The sequence below is a fragment of the Pseudomonas sp. MWU16-30317 genome (assembly GCF_020515695.1).
In the GTDB taxonomy this organism is placed as follows: Bacteria; Pseudomonadota; Gammaproteobacteria; order Pseudomonadales; family Pseudomonadaceae; genus Aquipseudomonas.
Map to the genome: position 1 here is coordinate 1,049,415 of NZ_JAIWJA010000001.1, position 25,211 is coordinate 1,074,625.

The 25,211-nt window shown below is 61.1% G+C and carries 23 protein-coding genes, 1 tRNA gene and 2 pseudogenes; 11 read left to right on the forward strand and 15 right to left on the reverse strand.

What is annotated here, in order from left to right:
- Nucleotides 1–5: 5 nt before the first annotated feature.
- The 7 genes and pseudogenes from LIX93_RS04515 to LIX93_RS04545 all read right to left on the reverse strand — a co-directional run bounded on the left by LIX93_RS04515 (nt 6) and on the right by LIX93_RS04545 (nt 5,488).
- Nucleotides 6–1,097, reverse strand: coding sequence for an aromatic ring-hydroxylating dioxygenase subunit alpha (locus LIX93_RS04515; RefSeq protein WP_226502784.1), 1,092 nt, complete (start codon nt 1,095–1,097; stop codon nt 6–8).
- Nucleotides 1,098–1,332: 235 nt separating this feature from the next.
- Nucleotides 1,333–1,569: pseudogene (locus LIX93_RS04520) on the reverse strand (Arm DNA-binding domain-containing protein); the annotation flags it as partial.
- Between the two features lie 228 nt (nt 1,570–1,797).
- A tRNA-Gly gene (locus LIX93_RS04525) sits at nt 1,798–1,873 on the reverse strand.
- A 66-nt stretch (nt 1,874–1,939) separates the two neighbouring features.
- On the reverse strand, nt 1,940–2,500 hold the full coding sequence (gene pgsA, locus LIX93_RS04530; protein WP_226502785.1) for a CDP-diacylglycerol--glycerol-3-phosphate 3-phosphatidyltransferase: 561 nt from the start codon (nt 2,498–2,500) through the stop codon (nt 1,940–1,942).
- A 32-nt stretch (nt 2,501–2,532) separates the two neighbouring features.
- Nucleotides 2,533–4,356, reverse strand: a complete 1,824-nt coding sequence (gene uvrC, locus LIX93_RS04535) for an excinuclease ABC subunit UvrC (RefSeq protein ID WP_226502786.1) — start codon at nt 4,354–4,356, stop codon at nt 2,533–2,535.
- A gap of 4 nt (nt 4,357–4,360) precedes the next feature.
- Nucleotides 4,361–5,005, reverse strand: coding sequence for a UvrY/SirA/GacA family response regulator transcription factor (uvrY, locus tag LIX93_RS04540; RefSeq protein WP_226502787.1), 645 nt, complete (start codon nt 5,003–5,005; stop codon nt 4,361–4,363).
- A 138-nt stretch (nt 5,006–5,143) separates the two neighbouring features.
- A complete protein-coding gene (locus tag LIX93_RS04545; RefSeq protein WP_226502788.1) occupies nt 5,144–5,488 on the reverse strand; it encodes a helix-turn-helix transcriptional regulator in 345 nt (114 codons plus the stop codon).
- Between the two features lie 81 nt (nt 5,489–5,569).
- Here LIX93_RS04545 and LIX93_RS04550 point away from each other — a divergent pair, with 81 nt between their 5' ends.
- Nucleotides 5,570–5,794 carry a DNA-binding protein gene (locus LIX93_RS04550; RefSeq protein ID WP_226502789.1) on the forward strand — a complete coding sequence of 75 codons (225 nt, stop codon included), beginning with the start codon at nt 5,570–5,572 and terminating at the stop codon, nt 5,792–5,794.
- Nucleotides 5,795–5,842: 48 nt separating this feature from the next.
- Here the strand turns inward: LIX93_RS04550 and LIX93_RS04555 are convergent, their stop codons facing one another.
- Complete coding sequence (locus LIX93_RS04555) at nt 5,843–6,301, reverse strand: GNAT family N-acetyltransferase (RefSeq protein ID WP_226502790.1); 459 nt, start codon at nt 6,299–6,301, stop codon at nt 5,843–5,845.
- 418 nt (nt 6,302–6,719) lie between these two features.
- Here LIX93_RS04555 and LIX93_RS04560 point away from each other — a divergent pair, with 418 nt between their 5' ends.
- From LIX93_RS04560 to LIX93_RS04590, 7 genes are all read left to right on the forward strand, one after another.
- Entirely contained in the window at nt 6,720–6,866 is a 147-nt protein-coding gene (locus LIX93_RS04560) for a hypothetical protein (RefSeq protein ID WP_226502791.1), read from the forward strand.
- A gap of 47 nt (nt 6,867–6,913) precedes the next feature.
- On the forward strand, nt 6,914–8,008 hold the full coding sequence (locus tag LIX93_RS04565) for a 3-deoxy-7-phosphoheptulonate synthase (RefSeq protein ID WP_226502792.1): 1,095 nt from the start codon (nt 6,914–6,916) through the stop codon (nt 8,006–8,008).
- A gap of 221 nt (nt 8,009–8,229) precedes the next feature.
- Nucleotides 8,230–8,511 carry a peptidylprolyl isomerase gene (locus tag LIX93_RS04570; RefSeq protein ID WP_226502793.1) on the forward strand — a complete coding sequence of 94 codons (282 nt, stop codon included), beginning with the start codon at nt 8,230–8,232 and terminating at the stop codon, nt 8,509–8,511.
- A 137-nt stretch (nt 8,512–8,648) separates the two neighbouring features.
- Nucleotides 8,649–10,493, forward strand: coding sequence for an extracellular solute-binding protein (locus LIX93_RS04575; RefSeq protein WP_226502794.1), 1,845 nt, complete (start codon nt 8,649–8,651; stop codon nt 10,491–10,493).
- Nucleotides 10,493–11,551 (forward strand): microcin C ABC transporter permease YejB, encoded by a 1,059-nt coding sequence (yejB, locus tag LIX93_RS04580; protein WP_226502795.1) that lies wholly within the window; start codon nt 10,493–10,495, stop codon nt 11,549–11,551. Before LIX93_RS04575 ends, yejB begins: the two co-directional genes overlap by 1 nt.
- Before the next feature lie 14 nt (nt 11,552–11,565).
- Complete coding sequence (locus LIX93_RS04585; RefSeq protein WP_226502863.1) at nt 11,566–12,588, forward strand: ABC transporter permease; 1,023 nt, start codon at nt 11,566–11,568, stop codon at nt 12,586–12,588.
- Nucleotides 12,589–12,605: 17 nt separating this feature from the next.
- On the forward strand, nt 12,606–14,231 hold the full coding sequence (locus tag LIX93_RS04590) for an ABC transporter ATP-binding protein (RefSeq protein WP_226502796.1): 1,626 nt from the start codon (nt 12,606–12,608) through the stop codon (nt 14,229–14,231).
- Nucleotides 14,232–14,337: 106 nt separating this feature from the next.
- Here LIX93_RS04590 and LIX93_RS04595 read toward each other — a convergent pair whose 3' ends face one another.
- Nucleotides 14,338–15,615: a serine/threonine transporter gene (locus LIX93_RS04595; protein ID WP_226502797.1), complete on the reverse strand. Its 1,278-nt coding sequence runs from the start codon at nt 15,613–15,615 to the stop codon at nt 14,338–14,340.
- Between the two features lie 278 nt (nt 15,616–15,893).
- Between LIX93_RS04595 and LIX93_RS04600 the strand changes: the two genes are divergently transcribed.
- Nucleotides 15,894–16,589 (forward strand): GntR family transcriptional regulator, encoded by a 696-nt coding sequence (locus LIX93_RS04600; protein WP_226502798.1) that lies wholly within the window; start codon nt 15,894–15,896, stop codon nt 16,587–16,589.
- A gap of 97 nt (nt 16,590–16,686) precedes the next feature.
- On the opposite strand, the gene LIX93_RS04605 is transcribed toward LIX93_RS04600, so the two are convergent.
- The 4 genes from LIX93_RS04605 to LIX93_RS04620 form a co-directional block, all read right to left on the reverse strand.
- Nucleotides 16,687–17,310 carry a cell wall hydrolase gene (locus LIX93_RS04605; protein ID WP_226502799.1) on the reverse strand — a complete coding sequence of 208 codons (624 nt, stop codon included), beginning with the start codon at nt 17,308–17,310 and terminating at the stop codon, nt 16,687–16,689.
- 100 nt (nt 17,311–17,410) lie between these two features.
- On the reverse strand, nt 17,411–18,562 hold the full coding sequence (locus tag LIX93_RS04610) for an epoxide hydrolase family protein (protein ID WP_226502800.1): 1,152 nt from the start codon (nt 18,560–18,562) through the stop codon (nt 17,411–17,413).
- 93 nt (nt 18,563–18,655) lie between these two features.
- Nucleotides 18,656–20,179 (reverse strand): DHA2 family efflux MFS transporter permease subunit, encoded by a 1,524-nt coding sequence (locus LIX93_RS04615; RefSeq protein ID WP_226502801.1) that lies wholly within the window; start codon nt 20,177–20,179, stop codon nt 18,656–18,658.
- Between the two features lie 115 nt (nt 20,180–20,294).
- Nucleotides 20,295–21,368: a GGDEF domain-containing protein gene (locus LIX93_RS04620; RefSeq protein ID WP_226502802.1), complete on the reverse strand. Its 1,074-nt coding sequence runs from the start codon at nt 21,366–21,368 to the stop codon at nt 20,295–20,297.
- Between the two features lie 762 nt (nt 21,369–22,130).
- On the opposite strand from LIX93_RS04620, the gene LIX93_RS04625 reads away from it, so the two are divergent.
- Both LIX93_RS04625 and LIX93_RS04630 read left to right on the forward strand, forming a co-directional pair.
- Nucleotides 22,131–22,358 (forward strand): hypothetical protein, encoded by a 228-nt coding sequence (locus LIX93_RS04625; protein WP_226502803.1) that lies wholly within the window; start codon nt 22,131–22,133, stop codon nt 22,356–22,358.
- A 158-nt stretch (nt 22,359–22,516) separates the two neighbouring features.
- Nucleotides 22,517–23,743 (forward strand): MFS transporter, encoded by a 1,227-nt coding sequence (locus tag LIX93_RS04630; RefSeq protein WP_226502804.1) that lies wholly within the window; start codon nt 22,517–22,519, stop codon nt 23,741–23,743.
- Nucleotides 23,744–23,963: 220 nt separating this feature from the next.
- Here LIX93_RS04630 and LIX93_RS04635 read toward each other — a convergent pair.
- Together LIX93_RS04635 and LIX93_RS04640 are read right to left on the reverse strand one after the other, a co-directional pair.
- Nucleotides 23,964–24,346, reverse strand: a pseudogene (locus LIX93_RS04635) (DUF2846 domain-containing protein).
- A gap of 186 nt (nt 24,347–24,532) precedes the next feature.
- Entirely contained in the window at nt 24,533–24,970 is a 438-nt protein-coding gene (locus LIX93_RS04640) for a hypothetical protein (RefSeq protein WP_226502806.1), read from the reverse strand.
- Nucleotides 24,971–25,211: the final 241 nt, after the last annotated feature.

Genomic DNA, 25,211 nt, shown 5'->3' on the forward strand with positions numbered 1-25,211 from the left:
CTCGCTTATTCGGGTGATACCACTTGGTCGACTGACCGGAGCCGCTCGATGATTCGGCGCGCACGGTTCGCGCCAACGTCTACATGTATGTCAACAGTCGGGGCCTGACCAAACTGGCGCATGTTGCGGTACTGCGCCTCGATCACGACTTTGTCTTCATCGAACGTCAGCACAGTCTGTTCGATGACCTTGGCCTTTACGTCCTGCGCGTTGGTCGGGGGATTGGTAGCCATGGTCCAGAAATAGTGGCTGGTCGTCTCGGTTTCCGGTGTCACCCCGTGAAAACCGCGCATGTGAAAACCGCCTCGCTCGGGTGCGTCGATCGGCTCGGAGCCTGCGTCCACTGCGCCCGTCCAGATGAGCAGATGACTGATGTGAAATTCGATTTCCTGCCATCGGTCGACGTTGCCTGTGAAGGGATACGCTGCGGTATAGGTGGGAGGCGGTACAGAGTCGAGCATATGCCGCACTACAGTGACGCTGGTTTCATCACTGTCGACTTTCATCTCGGCGTGCATGTGGATACGCGCATTGCCACCAATCGTGCGCAGGTGCACGTAACCCAGATGGCTCAGGTCCAGCAGATTGTCGTGGATCAGTTGGTAGGGGGCATCGTAGTGGTAAACATCACCCTCAAAGAGGTACTGCTCATCGTTGTGCACCGCATAAGAGGGCGGTTCACAGGTGGGTTGCGGATTGGCTTCACTGCCGTGCCAGATCCATACGATCTGATCCTGTTCTCGCAGCACATAAGCCGGTACCAGTGCCTTGCCCGGAACCCGCTCCTGACCTGGAACCTCGATGCACTTGCCCTGAGCATTGAACAACAGGCCGTGGTAACCACACCGTAGCCCGCCTTGCTCCAATGTGCCATTGGAGAGCGGCAGCGCACGGTGACAGCAACGGTCCTGCAAGGCCGCCACCGAGCCGTCAGCGCAGCGAAACAGAACGATGGGGTTGCCCAGTAATGTTCGCGCCAGTGGTTTATCTTTCAGTTCCCAGGCCAATGCAGCTACATACCATTGATTGACCGGGAAAGCCGCGAGCGTGGGTGCGACAGGCGATTGGCCGCGGTCACTCACGATGGATACAGTCATGATGCTTGCACCGCGATACAACCGGGGCCGGCGCCGATAATGGCGACGCCGCTCTCCATTGCACCTATGAACTCACTCATTCGCACATTCCTCGTTCTTGTATTTATAAGGGCGGGTCGATGCCAGGTATTTTCTGGAAAGACAGTAGACCTTAGCGCTCCTTGACCTCAGCGCACCAATCACATCCGGCGCTAGGAGGTATTGGCAAGTGCGATGGTTGAGTTTCTCGCAATGGTGCACCGTCGTGTAGCGCGCGAGCCACCCGCAGGCTCACCTCGGGATAGCTTCCGAGAGACATCCGCTTTTGCTTGTCGGCCGAGTAGTAGCGAAAGTGCCAGGACTTACCGCCCACACCGGAAACCGCGAGGGACAGGCCGTCGATATCGTTGATGGTGAAGTGGCTGCCAGTGGCTTTGGCTTTGGCTTTGGCTTTGGCTTTGGCTTGCCGGATGGTGAGATCTGAGAGCGCCATGATCGAACTCCTGAACGAAAGGTCAGGACTTGATGTTTCACTCGCCGCGCGCGCTCCTCCGGCAAGAAACCGATCCGAACCCCGCCGTTTTTACGCTGGACTCAAAAATGGACTTGAAAAGACTTGCTGGCGGTGGTTTTCAGCAGATTTCGCTGGAACGAAAAAAGGACCCGAAGGTCCTGATTTCAATGACTTACAGACTTCAATGGAGCTCTGCAGATCATAATTTGGAGCGGGAAACGAGACTCGAACTCGCGACCCCGACCTTGGCAAGGTCGTGCTCTACCAACTGAGCTATTCCCGCGTCGTGTTGACGGGCGCCATTCTATCGAATCGGAGGAGCGCGTCAACCCCTTGATTCAAAATAGTTTTAATTATTTTCCGTGGTGGTGCGCAGATGCGGCCAGGCCGCTCGCAAGTACTTGAGCATGGACCAGATCGTCAGCCCTGCCGCGACGAGCAACAGCGCATAACCGGCCACCACCCAGAAGCTGAACGCGGGCGGATTGGCCAGCAGGATCACTAGAGCGCCCATCTGCGCCGCAGTCTTCCACTTGCCCAGGTTGGACACGGCGACGTGCGCCCGCGCCCCGATTTCTGCCATCCACTCACGCAATGCCGAGACCACGATCTCGCGACCGATGATCACCGCCGCTGGCAGCGTCAGCCATACGTTGGCATGGGCCTGCACCAGCAATACCAGGGCCACGGCAACCATGAGCTTGTCTGCCACCGGGTCGAGAAAGGCACCGAACGGCGTGCTTTGCTCCAGCCGGCGGGCCAGATAGCCATCCAGCCAGTCGGTGGCGGCAGCGAAGGCGAACACCGAACTCGCGGCAGCGTAGCTCCAGTGGTAAGGCATGTAGAACAACAGAATGAAGATCGGGATCAGGACGACGCGCAGCACGGTAATCAGGTTGGGGATATTCATTGGCACAATTGGCTACAAGGTGAGAGGGCATTCTACTCGCTGTGCAGGTTTGCATAAATCGACTCTGCGAGCTTTTTACTGATTCCTGGCGCTTTAGCGATTTCCTCGATACTGGCACGGCTCAGCTCCTGCAATCCGCCGAAATGCTTGAGCAGATCGCGGCGGCGCTTTGGCCCTACCCCAGCCACTCCTTCCAGGGTGGAGGTACGGCGGGTCTTGCCGCGCCGGGCACGGTGGCCAGTGATGGCAAATCGGTGTGCTTCATCGCGAATCTGTTGGATCAGGTGCAAGGCGGGCGAATCTCCCTTCAAGGTGAATTCGTGCGCCACATCATTGAGGTACAGGGTTTCGAAGCCGGCCTTGCGAGTGGTGCCCTTGGCCACGCCCAGCAGGATCAGGTCTGGCACGTCGAGTTCTCGAAGTACATCACGCGCCATGTTGAGCTGGCCTTTGCCACCGTCAACCAGCAGTACATCGGGCAGCTTGCCCTCGCCTTCCTTGGCGCGCTTGAAGCGGCGCGTGAGCGCCTGGTGCATCGCTGCGTAGTCATCGCCGGGCGTGACACCTTCGATATTGTAGCGGCGATAATCGGCCTTGATCGGCCCTTCGGGACCAAATACCACGCAAGACGCCACTGTCGCCTCCCCACTGGAATGACTGATGTCATAGCATTCAAGCCGCTGTGGCGGCTCATCCAGATCGAGCACTTCAGCCAAGGCCTCGAAGCGCGCGGCAACGTGCTGCCGGTTGGCAAGGCGTGCGCCCAGCGCCTGTTCGGCGTTGGTCACTGCCAGTTGCTGCCAGCGCGCCCGAGTGCCGCGCACCCGATGACTGATGCTCAGCTCGCGTCCGCGCAGGGTGTCGATGGCTGTCACCAGCGCCTCGAAGTCTTCGTGCACCACGTTGACGATCAATTCGCTGGGCAGCTCGCGCTCGGCATTGCCCAGATAATACTGGGCCAAAAAGGCGGACATGACCTCGGCCACCTCCTCCTCGATGCCCACCTGAGGGAAGAAGTTCTTGCTGCCCAATACGCGCCCGCCGCGCACGCTGATCAAATGCACACAAGCGCCGCCCGGGTTGACGAAGGCGGCGACCACGTCGATATCGCCGGTGCCGCCCTCCATGGTCTGCTGATCCTGGATGCGCCGCAACTGGGCGACCTGATCGCGCAACTCGGCGGCCTTCTCGAAATCCAGAGCCATGGAAGCCTTTTCCATGTCGACCACCAGTTCATTGGTCAACTGATGGCTGCGACCTTCGAGGAACATCACCGAGTGACGCACATCTTCGGCGTAATCGGCAGGTTCGGCCAGGCCTACGCAAGGCGCCTTGCAGCGTTTGATCTGGTATTGCAGACAAGGCCGCGTGCGGTTCTTGTAGTAGCTGTCTTCGCACTGCCGGACGAAAAAGGTCTTTTGCAACAGGCTGAGGCTTTCACGGATCGCGCCCGCGCTAGGGTAAGGCCCGAAATAGCGACCCTTGGCCTTCTTCGCGCCACGATGGATGCTCAGCCGCGGGAAGGCCCCATCCGAGAGAAACACATAGGGATAGGACTTATCGTCACGCAGCAGGATGTTATAGGGCGGTCGCCACTCCTTGATGAGTGTCTGTTCGAGCAGCAGCGCCTCGGTCTCGTTGGCGACGATGGTCGTGTCGACCTGAGCGATATGCCCGACCAGGGCTGCCGTCTTGGGCGCCAGGCCAGCCTTGCGAAAATAGCTGGAGAGGCGCTTCTTGAGGTTCTTGGCCTTGCCGACGTAGAGCAGACGCGCGTCGGCATCGAACATCTGGTAGACGCCCGGGCGCCCGCTGCAAGTGGCCAGAAAGGCGCTGGGATCGAATGGCGTTGTCATAGAGTCAGGCGCTGGCGTCGACCATGCCGTGTCGCACGGCCAGCAGGGTCAGCTCCACGTCACTGGTCACCGAGAGCTTTTCGAAAATCCGATAACGGTAGGTATTCACGGTCTTGGGCGACAGGTTGAGCTTGTCCGAGATGATCTGCACCTTCTGGCAGCCGACGATCATCAGCGCGATCTGGATCTCGCGCTCCGACAGCAGGTCGAAGGGCGACGCCGTGGTCTGCGGCTGGAATGACTTGAGCGCCAATTGCTGGGCGATCTGTGGGCTGATATAGCGCTGGCCGGCGAACACCAGACGAATGGCCTGGATCATCTCGTCGAGCCCGGCGCCTTTGGTCAGATAGCCGGCAGCACCCGCTTGCAGCAGCCGCGTGGGGAATGGATCTTCCTCGCAGACGGTCACCGCAACCACTTTGATGTCAGGGTAGCTACGCTGCAGCTTGCGGGTGGCTTCGAGGCCGCCGATGCCAGGCATCTTGACGTCCATCAGCACCACGTCGGGCTTGAGCTCGCGCGCATGGCGCAGGGCTTCCTCACCGGATTCGGCCTGCCCCACTACCTGCAATCCGTCTATGTCCGCCAGCATCCGAGTGATGCCTGTGCGAACCAGATCGTGATCGTCGACCACCAAGACCCTAATCAAGCAGACACTCCTCGTTACGCTTTCGCAATCAGACCGCTACATTAACAAACATCTGTCGTTAGACCTAGCTGAAAGCGTCACGAAAGTCGCTAATGGCGCCCTGCTGCCCAGCCAGAAAAATGCATGTCGGACATGCATTCAGGCTTTGTGCCTGTCCGCTGTCGCGAGTTCCATCACGCTGCCCGCCAACAGCACCAGACCGCTGCGGGCCTGGTTGGGCATCAGTCGATAGGCTGTCAGTAACTGGCTTTCGCTGGGGTCGTGGCGGTCGGCGGCGAGCGGCTCGCGGCGGCCTGTGAGGACGTACAGCACATCGACCCCCTGAGCCGCAACGGCCGCCAAATAGTCGGCCTTGGGGGCTCGCTCGCCACTTTCATACTTGCCCTGAGCGTTCGGCTCCACGCCACCGATGTCGCCGAACGCACGCTGGGTCAACTTGAGCCTCTCGCGTTCTTCCCTGAGACGGGAACCAATTCCAATCATTTGAATGTATAATCCCTTATCGACCACCCCAAAAGGGTGAAAATCTAAACACAAATAAATCGATATAAACGGATTTGAACTATGCACGGTATACGGACTGCTGCACAAGCAAAGGCTTGGCTGGAGTACCAGGGTAAATCGGTACAGGCATTTGCCAGGGAACACGGGGTCGACCCGGCTACGACCTATCAGGTATTGGCCGGACGCAAGAAAGGCAGGCGTGGTGAAGCGCACAAGGTCGCCGTGCTGCTGGGGATGAAGCATGGCGTCATCCCCCCTGAATCGCCCTACCGCCCTGAGGGGTGAAGGCAACGGCTGTCCCGTGACGCGCCGCACCGCGCCACGGGACAGCCGTCACGGTCGACGCGCACCGGCCTTGGCGGCGACCTGGCGCTCCATGCGCAGGAAACACTCATCTTCGCCGACCTGCTCGAAACCATGCCGACGATAGAGCCGTTGCGCCGGATTGCTCTTGAACACCGTCAAGCGCACCAATGGCAAACCTCGCTGCACGGCCAATGCATGCACCCATTCGAGCACCAGCCCGCCCACCCCGCGCCCGCGCGCCGACTCGACCATCTGCAATTCGCGGATGAACAGCGCACGCTGATCGACGCTGAGGCTGATGAAACCCAGCAGCCCGGTGTCGTCCTCGATCAGGCGATTGTCCCGCCATTGCCAACATTCATCGAAGGCATCGTCGACCCACAACAGGCCGAACTCGCCGTAATACGGCAGCATGTTGCGCCGCGCCAGCGCTCGCGCGAATGCCAGGTCGGCCAGCGATGTGGCCGGGATCAATTGCAGGCTCATGGCACCTCTTTAGCCCATGATGGCAGTTTTATTCAAGGCAGCAGGCCGAGCCCGCTTGGCAATCATTGTTTGTCGCCGCGCGGGCCGTTGCAAGCCACTATTGCTTCTACGCCCCGCACTGCAGTAAGCTCGGCTGCAATCAACGAGATGCAGCCCCAATGACGACTCCCCACGCACATTCCATGCACACCGTACGCAACGCCGCAGGCGTGGTGACGGGCGTGGCTGTGGGCGCTCAAGTCGGCTGCGCTTCTTATTATTATGGGTATTGGTTTAGCCACTTGCGCGACTGATACCCATCGGCGCGCACCTCCCCAGGGCCGCCGGACATTGAGACCCCCTCAACCCCCAGTCGGCCACCCGACTGGGGGTTTTGTTTTTTACAGCCTTTCATACCTATGGATTACGGAGATTCACCATGAACTACACCACCTGCCACCGTTACTGCACCTCGACCGCCTGGCGATTTAGCACCCTGCGTTCGGCCCAACTCGCCGCCAGCGAACGCACCTCATCGGGCGGCAACCCGGAACATATGGCACAGATGTGTCGAACAACCCGATAAGCGCTGCCCGCAGGCCCACCCGCCTGCCGCCAGCCGAAGGACCGAACATGCATACCCTCACTACCCAGCTGCACCCCCAGGCCCCTGCCGTGGCCGCCAACACCAGCCTGAGCCAGCGTCTGCCCACTGCGCAGAGCCTCAAGCAGCAACTACCACTGGACTCGCACCTGTCCAGCCAGGTCACCCGCCATCGCGACGCGGTACGCGCGATACTTGAAGGCCGCGACTCGCGCCTGCTGGTGATCGTCGGCCCCTGCTCCCTGCACGACCCTGAAGCCACCCGCGAATACGCCCGCCATCTGGCGAAGCTGGCCCGCGAGGTCGACGATCAACTGTTGCTGGTGATGCGCGCCTACGTCGAAAAGCCGCGCACCACTGTCGGCTGGAAAGGCCTGGCCTACGACCCGCGCCTGGACGGCAGTGACGACATGGTCGGCGGCCTCAGCCTGTCGCGCGAACTGATGCTCGACATGCTGCGCCTCGGTCTGCCGATCGCCACCGAGCTGCTGCAACCCATGGCGGCGGCCTATTTCGAAGATCTGCTGAGCTGGGTCGCCATCGGCGCCCGCACCACCGAATCGCAAATCCACCGGGAAATGGCCAGCGGCCTGAGCATGCCGGTAGGCTTCAAGAACGGCACCGACGGCGGCATTGCGGTTGCCTGTGATGCGATTCGCAGCGCCGCTCATGCGCACCGCCATTTTGGCGTCGATGCCAGCGGCCATCCGGCGATCATCGAAACCCACGGCAATGGCGATGGCCACGTGGTATTGCGCGGCGGCCATCGCGGCCCCAACTACGATGCCCACAGCGTAGGCACAGTGCGCGAAGCGCTGATCAAGGCCAAACTGCCGGTCCGCATGGTGGTCGACTGCAGCCACGCCAACAGTGGTAAAGACCCGCTGCGCCAACCGCAGGTGTTCAACGAAGTACTGGCGCAACGCCTGCAAGGCGATCGTTCGCTGGTCGGCACGATGCTCGAAAGCAATCTGTTTGAAGGATGCCAGCCGCTCAGTGCAAATCTGCGCTACGGCGTCTCGATCACCGACGGCTGCCTGGGCTGGGAGGCGACTGAAGTGCTTTTGCGCCAGGCCGCTGAACGGCTATCGCTGGTTGATCAGGCAGTGATCCGGATGGCGTGATGCCTGCGGGATCTTTGCTGGACGGGCCGGCCTCTTCACGGGCAAGGCTCGCTCCCACAAATGTACGGCGGTGGCGCTATGTGCACGGTGGGAGCAAGGCTTGTCCGCAATTGCGCCATGCGCAGCAACCCATCTCGCACAGACACCATGCTCTCTCGCGGCTGTAATTCAGCCGCCCGATCCGGTAGGCTTGTCCCCTTAACTGAAAGGAGTAACTCCCCATGGCCAAAGCCACTGCCCGCCACATCCTGGTTTCCACCGAAGACAAATGCAACGAGCTGAAAAGCCAGATCGAAGGCGGTGCCGATTTCGCCGAAATCGCCAAAGCCAATTCCTCCTGCCCATCCAGCCGCCAAGGCGGTGACCTGGGTTCGTTCGGCCCAGGCCAGATGGTCAAGGAATTCGACACCGTGGTCTTCAGCGCGCCGATCAACGTCGTGCAAGGCCCGGTCAAGACCCAGTTCGGTTACCACCTGCTGGAAGTGACCAGCCGTCAGGACTGATCCTGCACTGGCAATAAAAACGGCCCGCCTCGATGCGGGCCGTTTCGTTTGTCGCCTTAGACGTGCATGATGGGTGTCGCAGCTTCTGTGTCCGGATGTGTCCGGCAGCCACCGTCAACGTCCAATCAAGGCAGACAATGCGATCGGTTTTTACCCACACACTGTTCACCGTCCTCCTGCTGGCCCTGACGCCTGCCATCGCCGCTCCCCTGCACGCCTTGACCGTCTACGGCGAGCCGGCCAAATACCCCGCAGGCTTCGATCATTTCGACTACACCAATCCCAATGCGCCCAAGGGCGGCAGCCTGCGCCGTTCGGCCATGGAGATCGGCCAGTTCGACCATCTGCTGCCCTATCTGGACAAAGGCATCGGCGTCAGCGAAATCGACGGCCTGGTCTATTCCCCCCTCGCGGTGCGCTCCCTCGACGAGCCCTATACCGTCTATGGCCTGGTGGCCCAGGGCATAGAACGTGACAAGGACGGCCTGTGGCTGCGCTTCATCCTCGACCCACGGGCAACATTTGCCGACGGCACGCCGATCACCGCCGAAGACGTGCGCTACACCTTCAATCTGTTGATCACCCAAGGCAGCCTGCGCTACCGCACGCAGTTCGCCGACGTCAAAGCCGTGGTGGTCGAGAGCGATCGGCAAGTGCGTTTCGACCTCAAGAACAACGACAGCCGCACCCTGCCCCTGGACCTCGCGACCCTGCCGGTGCTCCCCGAGCATTGGTGGAAAGACCGCGACTTCGCCGGTGGCGGCGGCTTCGAGGCGCCGCTGGGCAGCGGCCCGTATCGGGTCGGCAAGGTCGACAACGGCCGCAGCATCACGTTCGAGCGCAACCCGGACTGGTGGGGCAAGGACCTGCCCGTGAGTCGCGGCCTGTACAACTTCGACCATTTCAGCGTGGAGTTCTTCGGCGATATCGACGTCGCTCGCCAAGTACTGCGTGGCGGCGGCTATGACTACAACCGCGAGTTTTCCGCCACCGGCTACACCATCGGCTACAACAGCGACGCGCTCGACGACGGTCGCCTGCAACGCGCGCATCTGGCAACCAAGGGCCTGCAATCGGCCCAAGGCTACGTGTTCAACCTCAACCGCCCGCTGTTCAAGGACCGCCGGGTGCGCCAGGCGCTGGCCATGCTCTGGGATTTCGAGTGGAGCAACCGCCAGATGATGCGCAACATGTACCTGCGCCAGCAGAGTTTCTTCTCCAACAGCGCGCTGGCCGCCAGCGCGCCGCCGAGCGCCGACGAGTTGAAAATTCTCGAACCGCTGCGCGGCAAGGTCCCCGATGAGGTCTTCAGCCAGGTGTTCCAGGCGCCAAAAACCGATGGCACCGGATTTATCCGCGACAAGCAGCTACAAGCCCTCAAGCTGCTCGAAGACGCCGGCTGGCAGCCCAAGGGCGACAAGCTGGTCAACGCCCAGGGCGAACCATTGAGCTTTACCTTTCTCAATGCCCAAGGCGGCATGGAGCGCCTGCTGCTGCCGTACAAGCGCATCCTCGCGCAGATCGGCATCACGTTCGAGATCCGCCGGATCGACCCGTCGCAATACCTCAACCGCCTGATGGCGCGCGACTACGACATGATCGTCACCGGCTATCCGGTGTCGTCCTCGCCGGGCATGGAGCTGCTCAACTACTACGGCTCGCAGGGCGCCAACGATCCCGGTTCGAGCAACTACATGGCACTGCAGGACCCAGCGGTCGATCAATTGCTCAAGGGCCTGGTCAGCGCCACCACTCAACCGGTCATGGCCACCTACGCCCACGCGCTCGATCGGGTGCTGCAATGGAATTACTACTGGATCCCCAACTATTACCCGCCAGGCACCTCGACGGTGTGGTGGAACCGCTTCGGTATTCCAAAAATCCCGGCCAGTAACGATGCCGCGCCAGAAACCTGGTGGGAGGTCAGCCCCACGCCGCTGAGCAATGCACAGATGGCCGAACGCACCAAAGGAGCACGCTGATGCTGAACTACATCTTGCGTCGGCTGCTGCTCATCATCCCGACGTTGCTGATCATCCTGCTGGTCAATTTCGTCATCATTCAGGCGGCACCCGGCGGCCCCGTCGAACAGGCCATCGCCCGCTTGCAGGGCCTGGGCGGCACGAGCGTCGGCAGCAGCGGCGGTGATAGCGCGCAAACGTCACGGGCCAGTCGCGGCCTCGACCCGAAACTGATCGCCGATATCGAACGTCAATACGGCTTCGACAAGCCCGCACCCGAGCGCCTGTGGCTGATGCTCAAGCACTACGCGGTGCTGGATTTCGGCAAGAGTTTCTTCCGCGGCGCCACGGTCACCCAATTGATCCTCGACAAGATGCCGGTGACCCTGTCGCTGGGGTTCTGGGCCACGCTGATCACCTATCTGGTGTCGATCCCCCTGGGGATTCGCAAGGCGGTGCGCCACGGCAGCCACTTCGACGTGTGGACCAGTTCGGCGATCATCATCGGCTACGCCATGCCGGCGTTTCTGTTCGCCATGCTGTTGATCGTGGTGTTCTGCGGTGGCACCGGAGTCGATTGGTTCCCGGTGCGTGGGCTGGTCTCGGACAACTTCGAGCAACTGACCCTGCTGGGCAAAATCGCCGATTATTTCTGGCACCTGGTGTTGCCGGTGACCTCGCTGGTGATCGGCGGCTTCGCGGCCTTGACCATTCTGACCAAGAACTCCTTCCTCAACGAGATCACCCGCCAGTACGTGGTCACTGCCCGCGCCAAGGGCGTGAGCGAACAGCGCGTGCTGTATGGCCACGTCTTGCGCAACGCCATGCTGCTGGTGGTCGCCGGCCTGCCCCAGGCGTTCATCAGCGTGTTCTTCGCCGGCTCCTTGCTGATCGAGGTGATCTTTTCCCTCGACGGCCTCGGGCGCCTGAGCTACGAGGCGGCCGTCGCCCGGGATTACCCCGTGGTGTTCGGCACGTTGTTCATCTTTACCCTGTTCGGGCTGCTGATCAAACTGGTGGGCGACATCTGCTACACCCTGGTCGATCCGCGTATCGACTTCGCCGCGAGGAACGCCTGATGTCGCGCCCCTCTTTGTTCCAGCTCTCCCCGCTGGCGCGCCGGCGCCTCGAGCGTTTCAAGCACAACCGTCGTGGTTGGTGGTCGCTGTGGCTGTTCGTCCTCCTGTTCGGCGTGAGCCTGGGCGGCGAGCTCGTCGCCAACGACAAGCCGCTGGTGGTGAAGCTCCACGACACCTATTACTTTCCTGTCTTCAAACGCTACACCGAGCAGGAGATCGGTGGCCTGTTGCCGTTTCAACCCGATTACCGCAGCGACTACGTGCGCCAACTGGTCACCCAGGGCGGCGGCTGGATGGTATTCCCGCCGATTCCGTTCAGTGCCGACACGCCCAACTACGAGCTGAGCCGCCCCTCCCCGAGCCCGCCCACTGCGGTGAACTGGCTGGGCACCGACGATCAGGCCCGTGATGTGCTGGCCCGGGTGATCTATGGCGCGCGGGTGTCGATTCTGTTCGCCATCGCCCTGACCGTGATCAGCTCGCTGATCGGCATTGCCGCCGGTGCTCTGCAAGGCTTCTATGGCGGTTGGGTCGACCTGTTCGGCCAGCGCGTGCTGGAAGTCTGGTCGGGGCTGCCGGTGCTGTATCTGCTCATCATCCTGTCCGGTTTCGTGGAGCCGGACTTCTGGTGGTTGCTGGGGATCATGGCACTGTTCAGCTGGTTGACCCTGGTGGACGTGGTGCGCGCCGAGTTCCTGCGCGGGCGCAACCTGGAGTACGTCAAGGCGGCGCGCGCGCTGGGGCTGAGCAATCGCAAGATCATCGTGCGGCATATCTTGCCCAACGCCATGAACGCCACGCTGAGCTACCTGCCGTTCATTCTGACCGGTGCGATCTCGACCCTCACCGCGCTGGATTTTCTCGGCTTCGGCATGCCCGCCGGCAGCGCTTCGCTCGGCGAGTTGATCGCCCAAGGCAAGAACAACCTGCAGGCGCCGTGGCTGGGCTTCACTGCGTTCTTTACCCTGGCGGTGCTGTTGTCGCTATTGGTATTTATCGGCGAGGCGTTGCGCGACGCCTTCGACCCCCGCGCCTAGATCAGGATATCGCCCTCGTGAAACAGCACGCCAACACCGACCCGAGCGCCAATCTCATCGAGATCCGCGACCTGTGCGTGGCCTTCAATGGCCACACTGTGGTGCGCAATCTGTGCCTGGATATCCACGCCGGCGAGTGCCTGGCGCTGGTGGGCGAATCGGGTTCGGGCAAGTCGGTAACGGCTAACTCGATCCTCCAGCTGTTGGCCGAAAATGGCCAGCACAGCACCGGCAGCATCCGTTACCGCGGGCAGGAGCTGCTCGGCGCCAGCGCCCGTACTCTGCAGGAGATCCGCGGCAACCGCGTGGCGATGATCTTTCAGGAGCCCATGACCTCGCTCAACCCCTTGCACAGCGTGCAAAAGCAGATCGGCGAAACGCTGCTGGTGCACCGCGGCCTGGCCGGCAAAGCCGCTCGCGCACGGATCCTCGAGCTATTGGAACTGGTAGGCATTCACAACCCCGAGCAGCGCCTCAAGGCCTATCCCCACGAACTGTCCGGAGGCCAGCGGCAACGGGTCATGATCGCCATGGCACTGGCCTGCGAGCCGGACCTGCTGATCGCCGACGAGCCCACCACCGCCCTCGACGTGACCGTGCAGCGCAAGATCCTGCACCTGCTCAAGGCCCTGCAGCGGCGCCTGGGCATGTCCCTGCTGCTGATCAGCCACGATCTCAATCTGGTGCGCAGCATCGCCCAGCGGGTGTGCGTGATGAAGGCCGGCGAGATCGTCGAGCAGGCCGAGTGCCACACCTTGTTCGAGCATCCCCAGCACCCTTACAGCCGCATGCTCATCGATGCCGAGCCTGCTGGCGAAGCGCTACCGCGCGATGAGCGCGAGGTGGTGCTGCAGGTCAATCATCTAAAGGTCTGGTACGCGCTCGGCGGCGGGCTGTTTCGCAAGCCCTGGCAACACGTCAAGGCGGTCGACGGCATCAGCCTCAGCGTGCAGCGCGGCAAGACGCTGGGCATCGTCGGCGAGTCCGGTTCGGGCAAATCGACCCTGGGTCAGGCGATCCTGCGACTGCTGGATGCCGAGGGCGAGATCTACTTCCAGGGCCAGGCCCTGCACAGCCTTGATCAGAAGCAGATGCGGCCCTGGCGCAAAAAGATGCAGGTGGTGTTTCAAGACCCGTTCGGCAGCCTCAGCCCACGCATGTCGGTGGCGCAGATCATCAGCGAGGGCCTCGAAGTGCACAGTGACATGAAGGCCGGTGCCTGCGACGCGCAAGTGGTGCAGGTGCTGCGCGAGGTCGGGCTCGATCCCGAAACCCGCCACCGCTACCCCCATGAATTCTCCGGTGGGCAACGCCAGCGCATCGCGATCGCCCGGGCACTGGTGCTAAAGCCAGCGCTGATATTGCTCGACGAGCCGACTTCAGCGCTGGATCGCACGGTGCAGAAACAAGTGGTCGCGCTGCTGCGCCAGTTGCAGGAACGCCACGGCCTGACCTATCTGTTCATCAGCCACGACCTGGCGGTGGTCCGCGCCCTGGCCCACGACGTGATCGTGATCAAGGACGGCAAGGTGGTGGAGCAAGGCGCCAGCCATGACCTGTTCGACGCGCCGCAGCATCCGTATACCAAGGAGTTGCTCAAGGCGGCGGCGATGCATCTGCATGCGCCGCATCCTCAGGATTGAGGTGAACTCGCCCGCGAAGAGGCCAGCGAGTCTCCCACAGTAGATCGGAGGCCTGCACCTATGGGAGCAAGGCTTGCCCGCGAAAGCGATCTCGAGCCAGGCGCTATCAAGACAACAACGAATACACCAAAGCCGAAATCGCCACCAACCCGACCGCGACTACAAACACATTGGACATCGCCCCGCTGTACTGCCGCATCGCCGGCACCTTGCGGATCGCGTACATCGGCATCAGGAACAGGATCGCCGCAATCACCGGGCCGCCCAAGGTCTCGATCATGCCGAGGATGCTCGGGTTCAGCGTGGCCACGATCCAGCACACCACCAGCATGAACGCCGCCGTCATGCGGTCCAGCGCCTTGGCGCCTGGGCGGCGGCCGCTCTTGTGGATCAAGCCCTTGAAGCCTTCACTGGCGCCAATGTAGTGCCCCAGGAACGACTTGGCGATGGCCACGAAGGCAATCAGCGGCGCCGCGAACTCAATGGTCGGGTTGTTGAAGTGATTGGCCAGGTACGACAGGATCGACAGGTTCTGCGCCTTGGCTTCGGCCAGCTGCGCCGGGTTCAGGGTCAGCACGCAGCTGAACACGAAGAACATCACCATCGCCACCATCAATACGTGCGCGCGGCCGAGGATCTGGCCGCTGCGCTCATCGGCATGCTGGCCGTGACGGCGCTTCTGGTCGACGGCAAACGAGGAGATGATCGGTGAATGGTTGAACGAGAACACCATCACCGGAATCGCCAGCCACAAGGTGTGCAAAAAGGCGGAGCCTGAGGGCAGTTCGCCGGCAGTGGCGAGAATGCCGCCGGTCCAGTGCGGCACCAAAAACAGCGCCAGCAGCGCCAAGGCCACGATAAATGGGTAAACCAACAGGCTCATGACCTTGACCGTGGCCTGCTCGCCGCACCGCACGATGGCCAGCAGACCGAGGATCAGCACCAACGCCAGCACCGCGCGTGGCGGCGGCGCGATATGCAACTGGTGCTCCAGAAAGCTGCCTACGGTATTGGTCAGGGCCACGCTATAGATCAGCAGGATCGGGAAGATCGCGCAAAAATACAGCAGCGTGATCAAGGCGCCGGCCTTGAGCCCGAAGTGCTCTTCGACCACTGCGGTGATATCCCCGCCTTCGCGCCCGGACAACACGAAGCGCGTCAACCCGCGGTGCGCGTAGAAGGTCATCGGCAATGCCAGCACCGTCAGGATCAGCAACGGCCAGAAGCCCCCCAGGCCGGCGTTGATCGGCAGGAACAAGGTCCCCGCGCCGATGGCAGTGCCGAACAGGCCGAGCATCCAGGTCGTGTCCTGACGGTCCCAGCGACTCAGTGTGGTCGGGGTCGATTCGTAGCGTTGCTCAACGCTGGGGGCCTGTTCATGCATCCGGTACAACTCCAATCGCGAGACGGCAAGTGTGCCTGGGCAGGGAAATAGATCCCGGCAAGAAAATAAGGGCCGCGATTGTGCCCTCATCCGGTGCAGATGCAAAGCCTTGGCTGAGCAGTGGCGCACTGAATGGGGGCGAAGACGCTGGTACCGCCATTGATCCCATGCTTGTGGCCAGCGCCATGGGCGTGGAACTTGAGCCTCCAGCTACGCCTGACGGATAATGCGCGATTGCACGCCGCCGGCTCGTTGTGAAGGCCGTCCCAGAGGAAAACATGAGTTCCCCGATCGTTACCGCCAAGCAGCTCGAAGTCCAGCGCATCGTCGATGTCCTGTCCAAGGCCATCGCCCAGCACCGACTGCGCCCAGGCACCCGACTGGTGGAGGCGCAGATCGTCGAAACGCTGCACGCCAACCGCAATCACGTTCAGGTCGCCTTGCAGCGCCTGGCCATGCAACGCATCGTCACCATCGAGCCCAACCGCGGCGCGATGGTGTCGCAGCCCAGCGCCCGAGAGGCGCGAGAAGTCTTCGCGGCGCGTCGGGCCATCGAGCGGGCGATCGTCGAGTGCATCACCCCGGCGATCATGCATGCGCAGCGCGAGCGCGTCGCACGGCACATGAGAGATGAGCGCAAGGCCACCAGCGCCACCGATCGTCGGGCGATCGTGCGCGTGCTCAGCGAATTCCACCTGCTGCTCGGGGACATCTGCGGCAACAGCGTGCTCAGTGAAATCCTCGCCAACCTGATGGTCCGCAGCTCGCTGATCGTCGCCTTGTATCAGCGCAACGACGTGCCGTCCTGTGCCTCGGACGAGCATCAGCACATCATCACGGCGCTGGAAGCCGGCGATCAGGCCCAGGCCATCGGGGTAATGCTCGAACATCTCGATGAACTCGAAGCGCAACTCACCCTGCAAGACACCCTCGCGCCTGAGATCAATCTCAAGGATGCGCTCGCTGGGTTGTGATCAGCCGCTGCCTGTTGGGTTGGCTGCACCGGCCCAAAACCCTAGGAGCACCCGCGGCACCTGGCACTACCACCGCAAGCGCTCATTGTCGCGTCACTTACTTCCCATCGTCCTTGCGCGGCTTGTAAAACACGAACTTGTCGGTCTGTGCCGTGCGCACATAGCGCTTGAAGCTCTCGGGCGACAGGCGCTTGTCGTGAAAATACAGCGCGCCGTTGGTGCGGTCCTTCAACTGCTGATTCAACGCCCTGCGCGCCACCTCCTTGGCATCCACGTACTGATCCTCCTCCACGACCTGATCAGGGCGGCCATCGCACCACCACGAGAACTGGCAGTTCTTCTTGTGCGCATCCTGCTTGACCACACCGCACACGGTGTCGGCGAACCCTTCATGGCCCAGGCGATTGAGCACCACCTCGGCCACGGCTTCCATATCCGCTGGGCTACCGCCCTTGGCCTCCCAATAAAGGGTGCGCGACAGGCAGGTAATGGCATCGTCCACCGATTCCTTGCCCTTGGGGTCCACCGCCTGCACCTCGGCCTTGGTCAGGCTTTGCGCCTTCGGCACTGGCGCTGCGGGCTCGGGTGAAGCAGCGTTTTGCTCCAGGGTCTCGGCCTTCTGCAAGGCCTTGCCCGGATCGGCGGTGGGGTCGGTAGCAACGGCGAAGGATGAAGCGATCGATAAAACGACGAAACACAGCACGCTGGCGGGGTAGCCCATGGTTGAACCTGCTCTTGATGGCAAATTTAGGGGCCTGAACCATCGCACGCTTGCAGGCAATACGCCACCACTTCAACGATCAGCAGAACAAATTCCGCGCTTAGCGCAGCGGGCGGAAAAATGCGCGGATATCCTCCGCCAGCAACTGCGGCTGCTCCAACGCGGCGAAGTGCCCGCCCTTGGTCTGCGGGCTCCAGTGGCGCACATCGAAACAGCGCTGCAACCAGCTGCGCGGCGGCATCGGCAGCTCACCGGGGAACAGCGCCACGCCCAGCGGTACCTCGACCCGCTGCCCCAATGCGAACTGCAATGGCCGCTGACTGCCCTCCACGTACTGGCGCAACGACGAGCCGATGCAGCCGGTCAGCCAGTACAGGGTGATATTGCTGAGCAGGGTGTCGCGACTGATCACCGGCTCCAGCAGGCCAGCACTGTCGCTCCAGGCATAGAACTTCTCGGCCACCCACGCTGCCAGCCCGGCCGGTGAATCGCTAAGTCCGACCGCCAGCGTCTGTGGCTTGGTGCGATGCAACTGCGCATAAGCGCCTTCACTGGCCGCGAACGCCGCGCCGCGCTCGAGAAACGCCTGCTCGTCGACCGTCAGCGGTAGCTCGCCTTCTCCCAGCGGCGGGCGATAGGCCCCCGGCACATAGTTGAGATGAATACCCGCCAACGCCTCGGCAAAGCGCACCCCCAGCCAGGTCGATACGGCCGCGCCGATATCTCCGCCCTGGGCGCCGAAACGCTGATAGCCGAGCCCTGCCATCAACTCGCGCCACAGCCCGGCGATTTCATAGGGGCCGGTGCCCTTGCTCGCGGGGGCTGGCGACAGGGTGTACCCCGGCAACGACGGCACTACCACATGGAAGGCATCGGCCGGGTCGCCGCCATGGCTGCCGGGGTCGGCCAGCAATGGGATGATGCGCTGCATCTCCAGGAACGAACCCGGCCAGCCATGGCTGAGCACCAGCGGCAAGGGTGCCGGTCCGGTACCTGGCTGATGGATAAAATGAATGCGCTGCTCGCCGATAGTCGCCTGATAGTGCGGCAACTCATTGAGCCGCGCCTGTTGCGCCGGCCAATCGAATGTGGTCGCCCAATAGCCGAGCAGGTCGCTCAGCACATCGAGGTCCATGCCCTCGCTCCAGCCCTGCCCCGGCAAGGTCCCCGGCAAACGCGTGCGCGCCAGACGCTCGCGCAGGTCATCCAGATCGGCTTGGGGGAAATCCAGAGTGACAGGTTCGATAAGCATGGCAGCGCGGCCCTAGGCGATCAGTGCCCGCTACCATTACCGATCAAGGCGCCTATTTCAAGCGTACACATCTTCTATAGCGTGCGGGCTGCGCTACCGGTGAGCAGTTGTACTCGCCGGTTTGGCTCGCAGCAAACCGATCGTCAACAACAGTGCCACGAACATCACCACACCACCCGTCCCCAGACTCGCCTCGATCGCGCCCCGGTAGAGCTCGGTCAACTGCGCCATCTGCGTCGGCGAGCCACTGACTTCGCCCAGCCCTTCCAGCAGGTTGATGTGCTGAAACTGCTCCGGCAGCAACGCCAGTTCGCGATTGAGGGTAAAGCTCATGATGCCGCCGGCAGCCGCCACGCCCAACGCGCCGCCCAGCGACCGGCAAAACGACATGCCCGCCGTTGCCGCGCCCATCACCGCCGTGGGCACCGAGTTCTGCACGATTACCGTGGCGTTGGGCATGCCGATGCCCATGCCGATGCCGAGCACCCCCATGGTCACGAAAAAATACGCCGCGCCCATCTGCAGATGCGCCCACACCAGCAGCAAGGTCAGGCCCAGGCACTCGAGGGCAACGCCCGCCACCAGCAACTGCACGAAATTCTGCCGTTTGGACGACAGCCAGCCGCCGATCAACGAACTGATCAGCAGCATCGCCACTTGGGGCAAGGTCATGAAACCGGATTCGATCGGCGTTTGGTGCAGCACCGCCTGGAAGTACAGCGGCATGAACACCAGCGAGCCCATCATCGCGAACGACATCCCCGCCATGGCCGCCACCGCCACGCTGTAACGGCGATTGGCGAACAGCGCGGGGTCGATGATCGGTTCTTCAGCGCGGCGCTCGATGCGATACAGCAGGCCGAAGCCGACAAAGGCGATCACCCCCAGCAACACCATCACCGCGTTGCCCAATTGCTGGGCCAGCGACGAGGCGTGGGTCAGCAGCAACAGCGCCGAAGTCGCCACGCACAGCACCACGGCACCCTTGTAGTCGATGGCCGCGCGGGGCTGGCGCGCCAACGCCGGCACATTGAGCATCAACCCGAGCATGGCCAGCGCGCCCAGCGGCACATTGATATAGAACACCCAGCGCCAAGTGAAATGCGCAGTGATAAACCCGCCCAGCAACGGCCCCGCCGCACTGCTGATGGCGAACGCCGCCGAAAACAGCCCCTGATAGCGTCCGCGCTGAGACGGCTCCACAGCCCGCCCGAGGACGATCTGTGACAACGTCATCAACCCGCCGGCGCCCAGCCCCTGCAAACCGCGAAACGCAATCAACTGGCCCATGCTGCTGGCCAGCCCGCACAGGGCCGAGGCGCCGATGAACACACCGATGCTGATCAAGAACAACCGGCGCTGGCCATAGAGGTCCGACAGCTTTCCGTACAACGGCGTACTGATGGTCGAGGTGAGCAGGAAGATCGTCACCACCCAGCTCATCGCCTCGAGGCCGTCCATCTCCCGCGCGATACGCGGCAGCGCAGTGGCCACGATGCTCTGGTCCAATGCGGCGAGCACCATCGCCACCATCAACGACAGCATCAGCCACAGACGACTGGGCGCCGGGGAGGAGATGGCAGAGGAAACGACAGCAGGGTTTTCTGGGAGCGACACACACGCCTCTGACAGGTGGGCCCGAGCGATGCCGGGCAAACCGGTATTTAGCCTGATGCGGATGGGGCTGAACACCCTGCGGGGGCAATCTCCTTATTGTCTGCACATTCCTTGCTCACGCCGCCACCATCACCCGGTCCCTGCCCGCCCGCTTGCCTTCATACAACAAGTGATCGACCCGACTCAACGCCTCGCGAAACGTCTCGCCGGGCTGCATGGTCGCCACCGCCAAGGTGGCCGTCACCTGCAACGGCTGCGCCAGCCCCTCGCCCATCTCCGTGACCTCGCCGGCGTCGGCTCGGATGCAGGCCAGCACGCGTTCGGCCACCCCTTGCGCGTCCGCAGTCGAAGTGCCCGGCATCAACACCAGAAACTCCTCGCCGCCCCAGCGCGCCGCCATGTCAGTGGTGCGCACACTGGCGGTGATCGCCTGTGCCACGCGCTGCAGCACCACGTCGCCGACGTCGTGGCCATGAGCATCGTTGATCAGCTTGAAGTGGTCGATATCGAGCATCAGCACCGACACCTCCTGCTGATGCCGCTGCGCGCCCAACTGCCGCACGCGCTGCATGATCCGCCGACGGGTATAGAGGTTGGTCAGGCTGTCGCAGTGCGCGGTCTGGAACAGGCTCATCTGCATCTGCAAACTGAAACTCACCGACAGCGCCGCCGAGCGCAGTAACAACGCCGTGGCCGCCAAGGCATTGAGCACCCCGAAGGTGTCCATGAGCTGCGGGCTGATCTGCGCGCCGCCGCCCATATGCCGACGCCCGGCAAAGCCGCCGACCACCACCAGCATGATCGCCAGGTTCAAACACACCCGCCGCGCCCTGGCCCGCTGGAAGCTGAAGGCGACCACCGGCACCACACAGAACACGAACAGAAAAAAATTGCTCTCCCAGCCCAGCACCCAGGTCGCCAGCATGGCGTGGCCAACGATCTCGATGCCCATCAACAAGCCCGCCAGCTGAAAACGCTTGCGCTTGATCTCCCGAAAACACCACACGTACACCAGCACACTCACGGCATTGCCCAGGAACATCACGGGCACCTGTATGAACAGGAACAGCACCAACAGCACCACATGGATCGAGAAGGCGAACCGGACAATCGTGAGGATGTGCTGCCAATACTGCACCGTGGCCTCATAAAGCACCTGGGCGCGGTCGTCGTCGGAAAGGCTAGTCATGAAGGCAGTCTCGGGTAAAACGGCGGACACGCGCCGACGCGGAATCGCAGGTTCCACTCAAAAAGATGTATCGGCCAAGGCAGGCGGGGCTTGATGGCGATCCGACCAGTAACGTGAGTGTCGGGGGGTTGAAGCGGACGGCAATTGTCGCCCAAGTGCCACTAAACAGCCACCTTTGCATGGATTATTTTCAGTCACTATCGGCGTGAAGTTATTGCCCAGGCCGCCGAGCTCCCTACGGCGCATTAGCGCCATAGAGCCTGCATCAGACACCGCAGCAACTGGCGCAGACGTTGCAGCGGGACCCTGCGATCAAACTGGAGCACGCCAACGGCATCTACGTCCGGCCGCAGCTATTGGAACGCGCAACACGCTGTCTGGCAGCCGGAAAGCAGCGATGCGGCCGCCGGCAAGCGGGTGCTGGATACCTCCGAGCGAGTGTTGCTGTAGAGCCGGCGCTCAATGAGATGCAGGCTGCCCGCCAGGGCATGTTGACGTGTTCGATGCAGGGCAAGATCAGCGAGGCGGCGCTGGAGACCAGTCGGCCGGATTTGATGGTGGCCGAGTAAGGCGCGGGATTCTGGACCGAGTGGTAAATATTGCTAATATTTTGTAGCGATTGCGTTCTTTGCCGATGTGACTTGGGCCTCTATAGTCGCCGCTCGCTGCCAAATCAGCGAACGGACGTCGCGGTCCGAACACGTTTCATGCACATCGGCCACCCTTCCCAGGTGTGGCATGTTTTACCCGTATGGAGTGACCATGGCCGCATACAACCCGCACATCGCTTCCAACACCGCCCTTCCCGTCGTCGAACTGTACGAAGACGCCACCCGCCGCGTCCAGGCTGCTCACCACCTCGCGCGCCTGCTGACCACCGGCACGTTCACCAGCGCCGACCCCGCCGACCTCTCCCGCACCTGCGAAGTGTTCGACCTGCTGCTCGAAGAAGCCTGCGACTTGCTCGCAGCGATGGAAAACCGGGTATAACCCCCGGCCGGGAAGATGAAACCGGCCCTTGCCACACCGTACGCTCGAGCCTGAAGGCTCGCACTGTGCCCCTGTCGGCCCAATCATGGCTAAGCTGCACAGCCAGGCAGCGTTTGCTTACGATGAACAAATGCTCTCCACGCTGACAGGAAGCAGCCATGCGCAAGGATTACCTCGCTTTTTTCACCTCGCTGTTTCTCTCGCGGCTGGCCGATCAGATCCTGCTGTTCATCGTGCCGCTCGTAGTGTTCCAGAGCACCCAAAGCGCGGCCTGGGCAGGGCTGGCGTTTTTCGCCGAATCGCTGCCACGCTTCCTCGCGTTTCCCTTGTGCGGAGCGCTGTGCGACAAGTTCTCACCGATCAGGCTCCTCCACATCAGCCAGGTCTACCGCGCGTTGCTCTGCGTGCTCACGCTGATCCTTTTTGCATGCTTGGGCGGCATCGCCTGGCTGGTCGCGCTGTCGGCACTATGCGGGGTACTGACCACCCAAGGCATCATGGCCCGTGAAGTGCTGATGCCGCATATTTTCCAGCACTACAGCTATACCAAAACACTCTCCTACTCGCAGATCGCCGACCAGACAGGCCTGGTGCTCGGACCGCTCTTGGCAGCGCTGCTGCTCGAGGTATGGGCCTGGCACTGGGTGGTGCTGTGGGTGGCGGGGCTGTTTCTGCTGGCCGACGCGAGCATGTGGTTATGGCAACGCCTCAGCCGCATCCGCCTGGAGGTATTCGAGCAGCATCGGGACATCTGGGTGCAGCCCCTGCGTATTGCCTTCGGGCATATTCGCTCGTTGGCTGAACTGCAGAAGATCATCACCCTGGCCGTAGGGGTCAACTTGATCGTCGGCGTCACCCTGGCCACTTCAGCGGCGATGGTGGTCGGGCACTACGACGCCGCGCAAGGTGATTACGCGGTGCTGCAAGCGGCAGGTGCGGTGACGACCATCGTGATTCTGTTCCTCCTCGCCCGAGTCGCGTTGCCCCAGCGAGTAATGGGTGCGGTCGCCTATTCGATGATTGCCGCAGGCGCATTCATCACCGCACTGAGCCCGAGCTTGGGGGGCTATGTGGTGGGGTTTGTGCTGATCGTCGGGTTCGACAAGATGTTCAACGTGTATATACGCACCATTCGACAGCAAGTGATTCCAACCCGGGATTTCGGCAAGACGGTGGGAGTGATCACGTTGCTGAATAATCTGTCGCAACCGCTGGCCGGGTTGCTGGTGGCGGTGCTTGCTGCACCGTTGGGGGTCCAGTGGGTGATTTTGCTGCTGGCGGTGGTGATGACAATGATTGGAGCGGCGGCGTTGGGGTGGTTTGCTAACGCACGTAATGTGGTCGCTGCTCCGAGGGATCAAGGGACAGATTCAACAGCTCCCTAGATTGATAAACCGACATCGATGCCGGCTTTTTTAGGCGTAAATCAGGAGCGTTCTGCCGGCCCATCCCAACACATTGGCTGCCGAGCACAAAGATCGTATTGGCGATCCAAGTGCGGCCATGCAGACTGGGGGTTTGCCGGCCATCTGTAGGTGGCAAGGAGCGTGGCTGGGGGTACAGGCTCCTGACTCGCTGCTAAAAGGCGTTCATCAATAAAGCGGTTTAGTTGTCTTCTTTGGCAATTGTCGCCAGCGCCGCATCCTTGATCAAATACCGGCCCTCGACATCTTCAGGGTATTGCGAGACATCACGGAGCCCATGTCGACTTCCTGCTTGAGATAAACGATTTGCCCCGCCTTGACCGAAACAGTCAGGTCCGACCAGTTCTCGGCTTTAGAACTGATAACGTGCTGGCCCGGGGCGACGTAAAGATAGATGTATTGGTTGCGACGGTTGTAGCCCATTTGCGAAGCCGGTTCCTTGTTATCGAGGAACACGTTGAAGCGCACCGCCATCCCGACGTTGCTGGGTCGTATGACATAGACCAGTCCTTTGTCAGCGACAGCTGGCTTAGGAAGGGGGTAGTTCGCGAGCTCGGTCTGCATCTTGTCTGTGGGCGGTGATGCACCGCCGTAAATGAGGGCGATTAAGAACGAATGCAGCGGATTTGCAGAACAGCGTGATCATCAGGATCTTCCTTAGGTTGTAATGCTGAGTCCTGTATAAGGCATCGCGGCACCTTACCGGAGATCGAGATGTTGCACTAATTTTACGTGAGGCCCGTGCATACTCTATTCTCCGTTGATAGTCTCAATGCATACATAGATGGAAACTATTTTAGCTAAATCCACCAAATCATCCATTTCTGGGGCATAAAATCTGACCGAATTGTTTAATATGTTAATTCCTGTTTCGTCCTCCTCCTCTTCAAAATCTATTTTCATAATGGACAATCTAGACTTTACTTGCCCAATTGTTTTCCCTAGAAACTGATAATTGTCAATCCAGAACTTTGCCTTTAAAGCACTAAATTCTATACCGATCAGAATATCACCTGCATCATAAAAAGCTCTCGCGACGATCTCACCAAAGGTATCTGTTGAGTTTTCCGTAAACTCACTTTTGGGATAGGTTTTCCATTGACCTCCTATAGCTTTCCTTACGTAGTCTCTATCGTATTTTTTTTGGAATATCTCTAAGCCGTAACCAATTTTGAAAACGAAATCCATAATAGCTCCTATTTTGGCATGAAGTCGTTGGGATTGAGAGTTTTTACATAATCCTGCACTTGTTCTATAGCCTCGTCGTACTTAGTCCCAAATTTCCTTCTTATATAATTAGCATCCATATCAACTGCCTCTTGCAACTTTCTTTGTTGAAGCAACGCTTTTTGTTGTTCTCTATATGCTTTCGCAGCATCACCATTGCCAGCAGCAATCTTACTTACGGATAGAGAGACTTGTGCATTTA

Bases quoted from the DNA above. Each gene is read 5' to 3' on its own strand.
- yejB (WP_226502795.1), top strand. From the start codon at position 10,493: ATGCTGAACTACATCTTGCGTCGGCTGCTGCTCATCATCCCGACGTTG.
- LIX93_RS04550 (WP_226502789.1), top strand. From the start codon at position 5,570: ATGCACGGTATACGGACTGCTGCACAAGCAAAGGCTTGGCTGGAGTAC.
- LIX93_RS04555 (WP_226502790.1), bottom strand. From the start codon at position 6,301: ATGAGCCTGCAATTGATCCCGGCCACATCGCTGGCCGACCTGGCATTC.
- LIX93_RS04620 (WP_226502802.1), bottom strand. From the start codon at position 21,368: ATGACTAGCCTTTCCGACGACGACCGCGCCCAGGTGCTTTATGAGGCC.
- LIX93_RS04565 (WP_226502792.1), top strand. From the start codon at position 6,914: ATGCATACCCTCACTACCCAGCTGCACCCCCAGGCCCCTGCCGTGGCC.
- LIX93_RS04560 (WP_226502791.1), top strand. From the start codon at position 6,720: ATGAACTACACCACCTGCCACCGTTACTGCACCTCGACCGCCTGGCGA.
- LIX93_RS04575 (WP_226502794.1), top strand. From the start codon at position 8,649: ATGCGATCGGTTTTTACCCACACACTGTTCACCGTCCTCCTGCTGGCC.
- pgsA (WP_226502785.1), bottom strand. From the start codon at position 2,500: ATGAATATCCCCAACCTGATTACCGTGCTGCGCGTCGTCCTGATCCCG.
- LIX93_RS04640 (WP_226502806.1), bottom strand. From the start codon at position 24,970: ATGGATTTCGTTTTCAAAATTGGTTACGGCTTAGAGATATTCCAAAAA.
- LIX93_RS04600 (WP_226502798.1), top strand. From the start codon at position 15,894: ATGAGTTCCCCGATCGTTACCGCCAAGCAGCTCGAAGTCCAGCGCATC.
- LIX93_RS04545 (WP_226502788.1), bottom strand. From the start codon at position 5,488: ATGATTGGAATTGGTTCCCGTCTCAGGGAAGAACGCGAGAGGCTCAAG.
- LIX93_RS04630 (WP_226502804.1), top strand. From the start codon at position 22,517: ATGCGCAAGGATTACCTCGCTTTTTTCACCTCGCTGTTTCTCTCGCGG.
- LIX93_RS04595 (WP_226502797.1), bottom strand. From the start codon at position 15,615: ATGCATGAACAGGCCCCCAGCGTTGAGCAACGCTACGAATCGACCCCG.
- LIX93_RS04515 (WP_226502784.1), bottom strand. From the start codon at position 1,097: ATGACTGTATCCATCGTGAGTGACCGCGGCCAATCGCCTGTCGCACCC.
- LIX93_RS04570 (WP_226502793.1), top strand. From the start codon at position 8,230: ATGGCCAAAGCCACTGCCCGCCACATCCTGGTTTCCACCGAAGACAAA.
- LIX93_RS04610 (WP_226502800.1), bottom strand. From the start codon at position 18,562: ATGCTTATCGAACCTGTCACTCTGGATTTCCCCCAAGCCGATCTGGAT.
- LIX93_RS04625 (WP_226502803.1), top strand. From the start codon at position 22,131: ATGGCCGCATACAACCCGCACATCGCTTCCAACACCGCCCTTCCCGTC.
- uvrC (WP_226502786.1), bottom strand. From the start codon at position 4,356: ATGACAACGCCATTCGATCCCAGCGCCTTTCTGGCCACTTGCAGCGGG.
- LIX93_RS04605 (WP_226502799.1), bottom strand. From the start codon at position 17,310: ATGGGCTACCCCGCCAGCGTGCTGTGTTTCGTCGTTTTATCGATCGCT.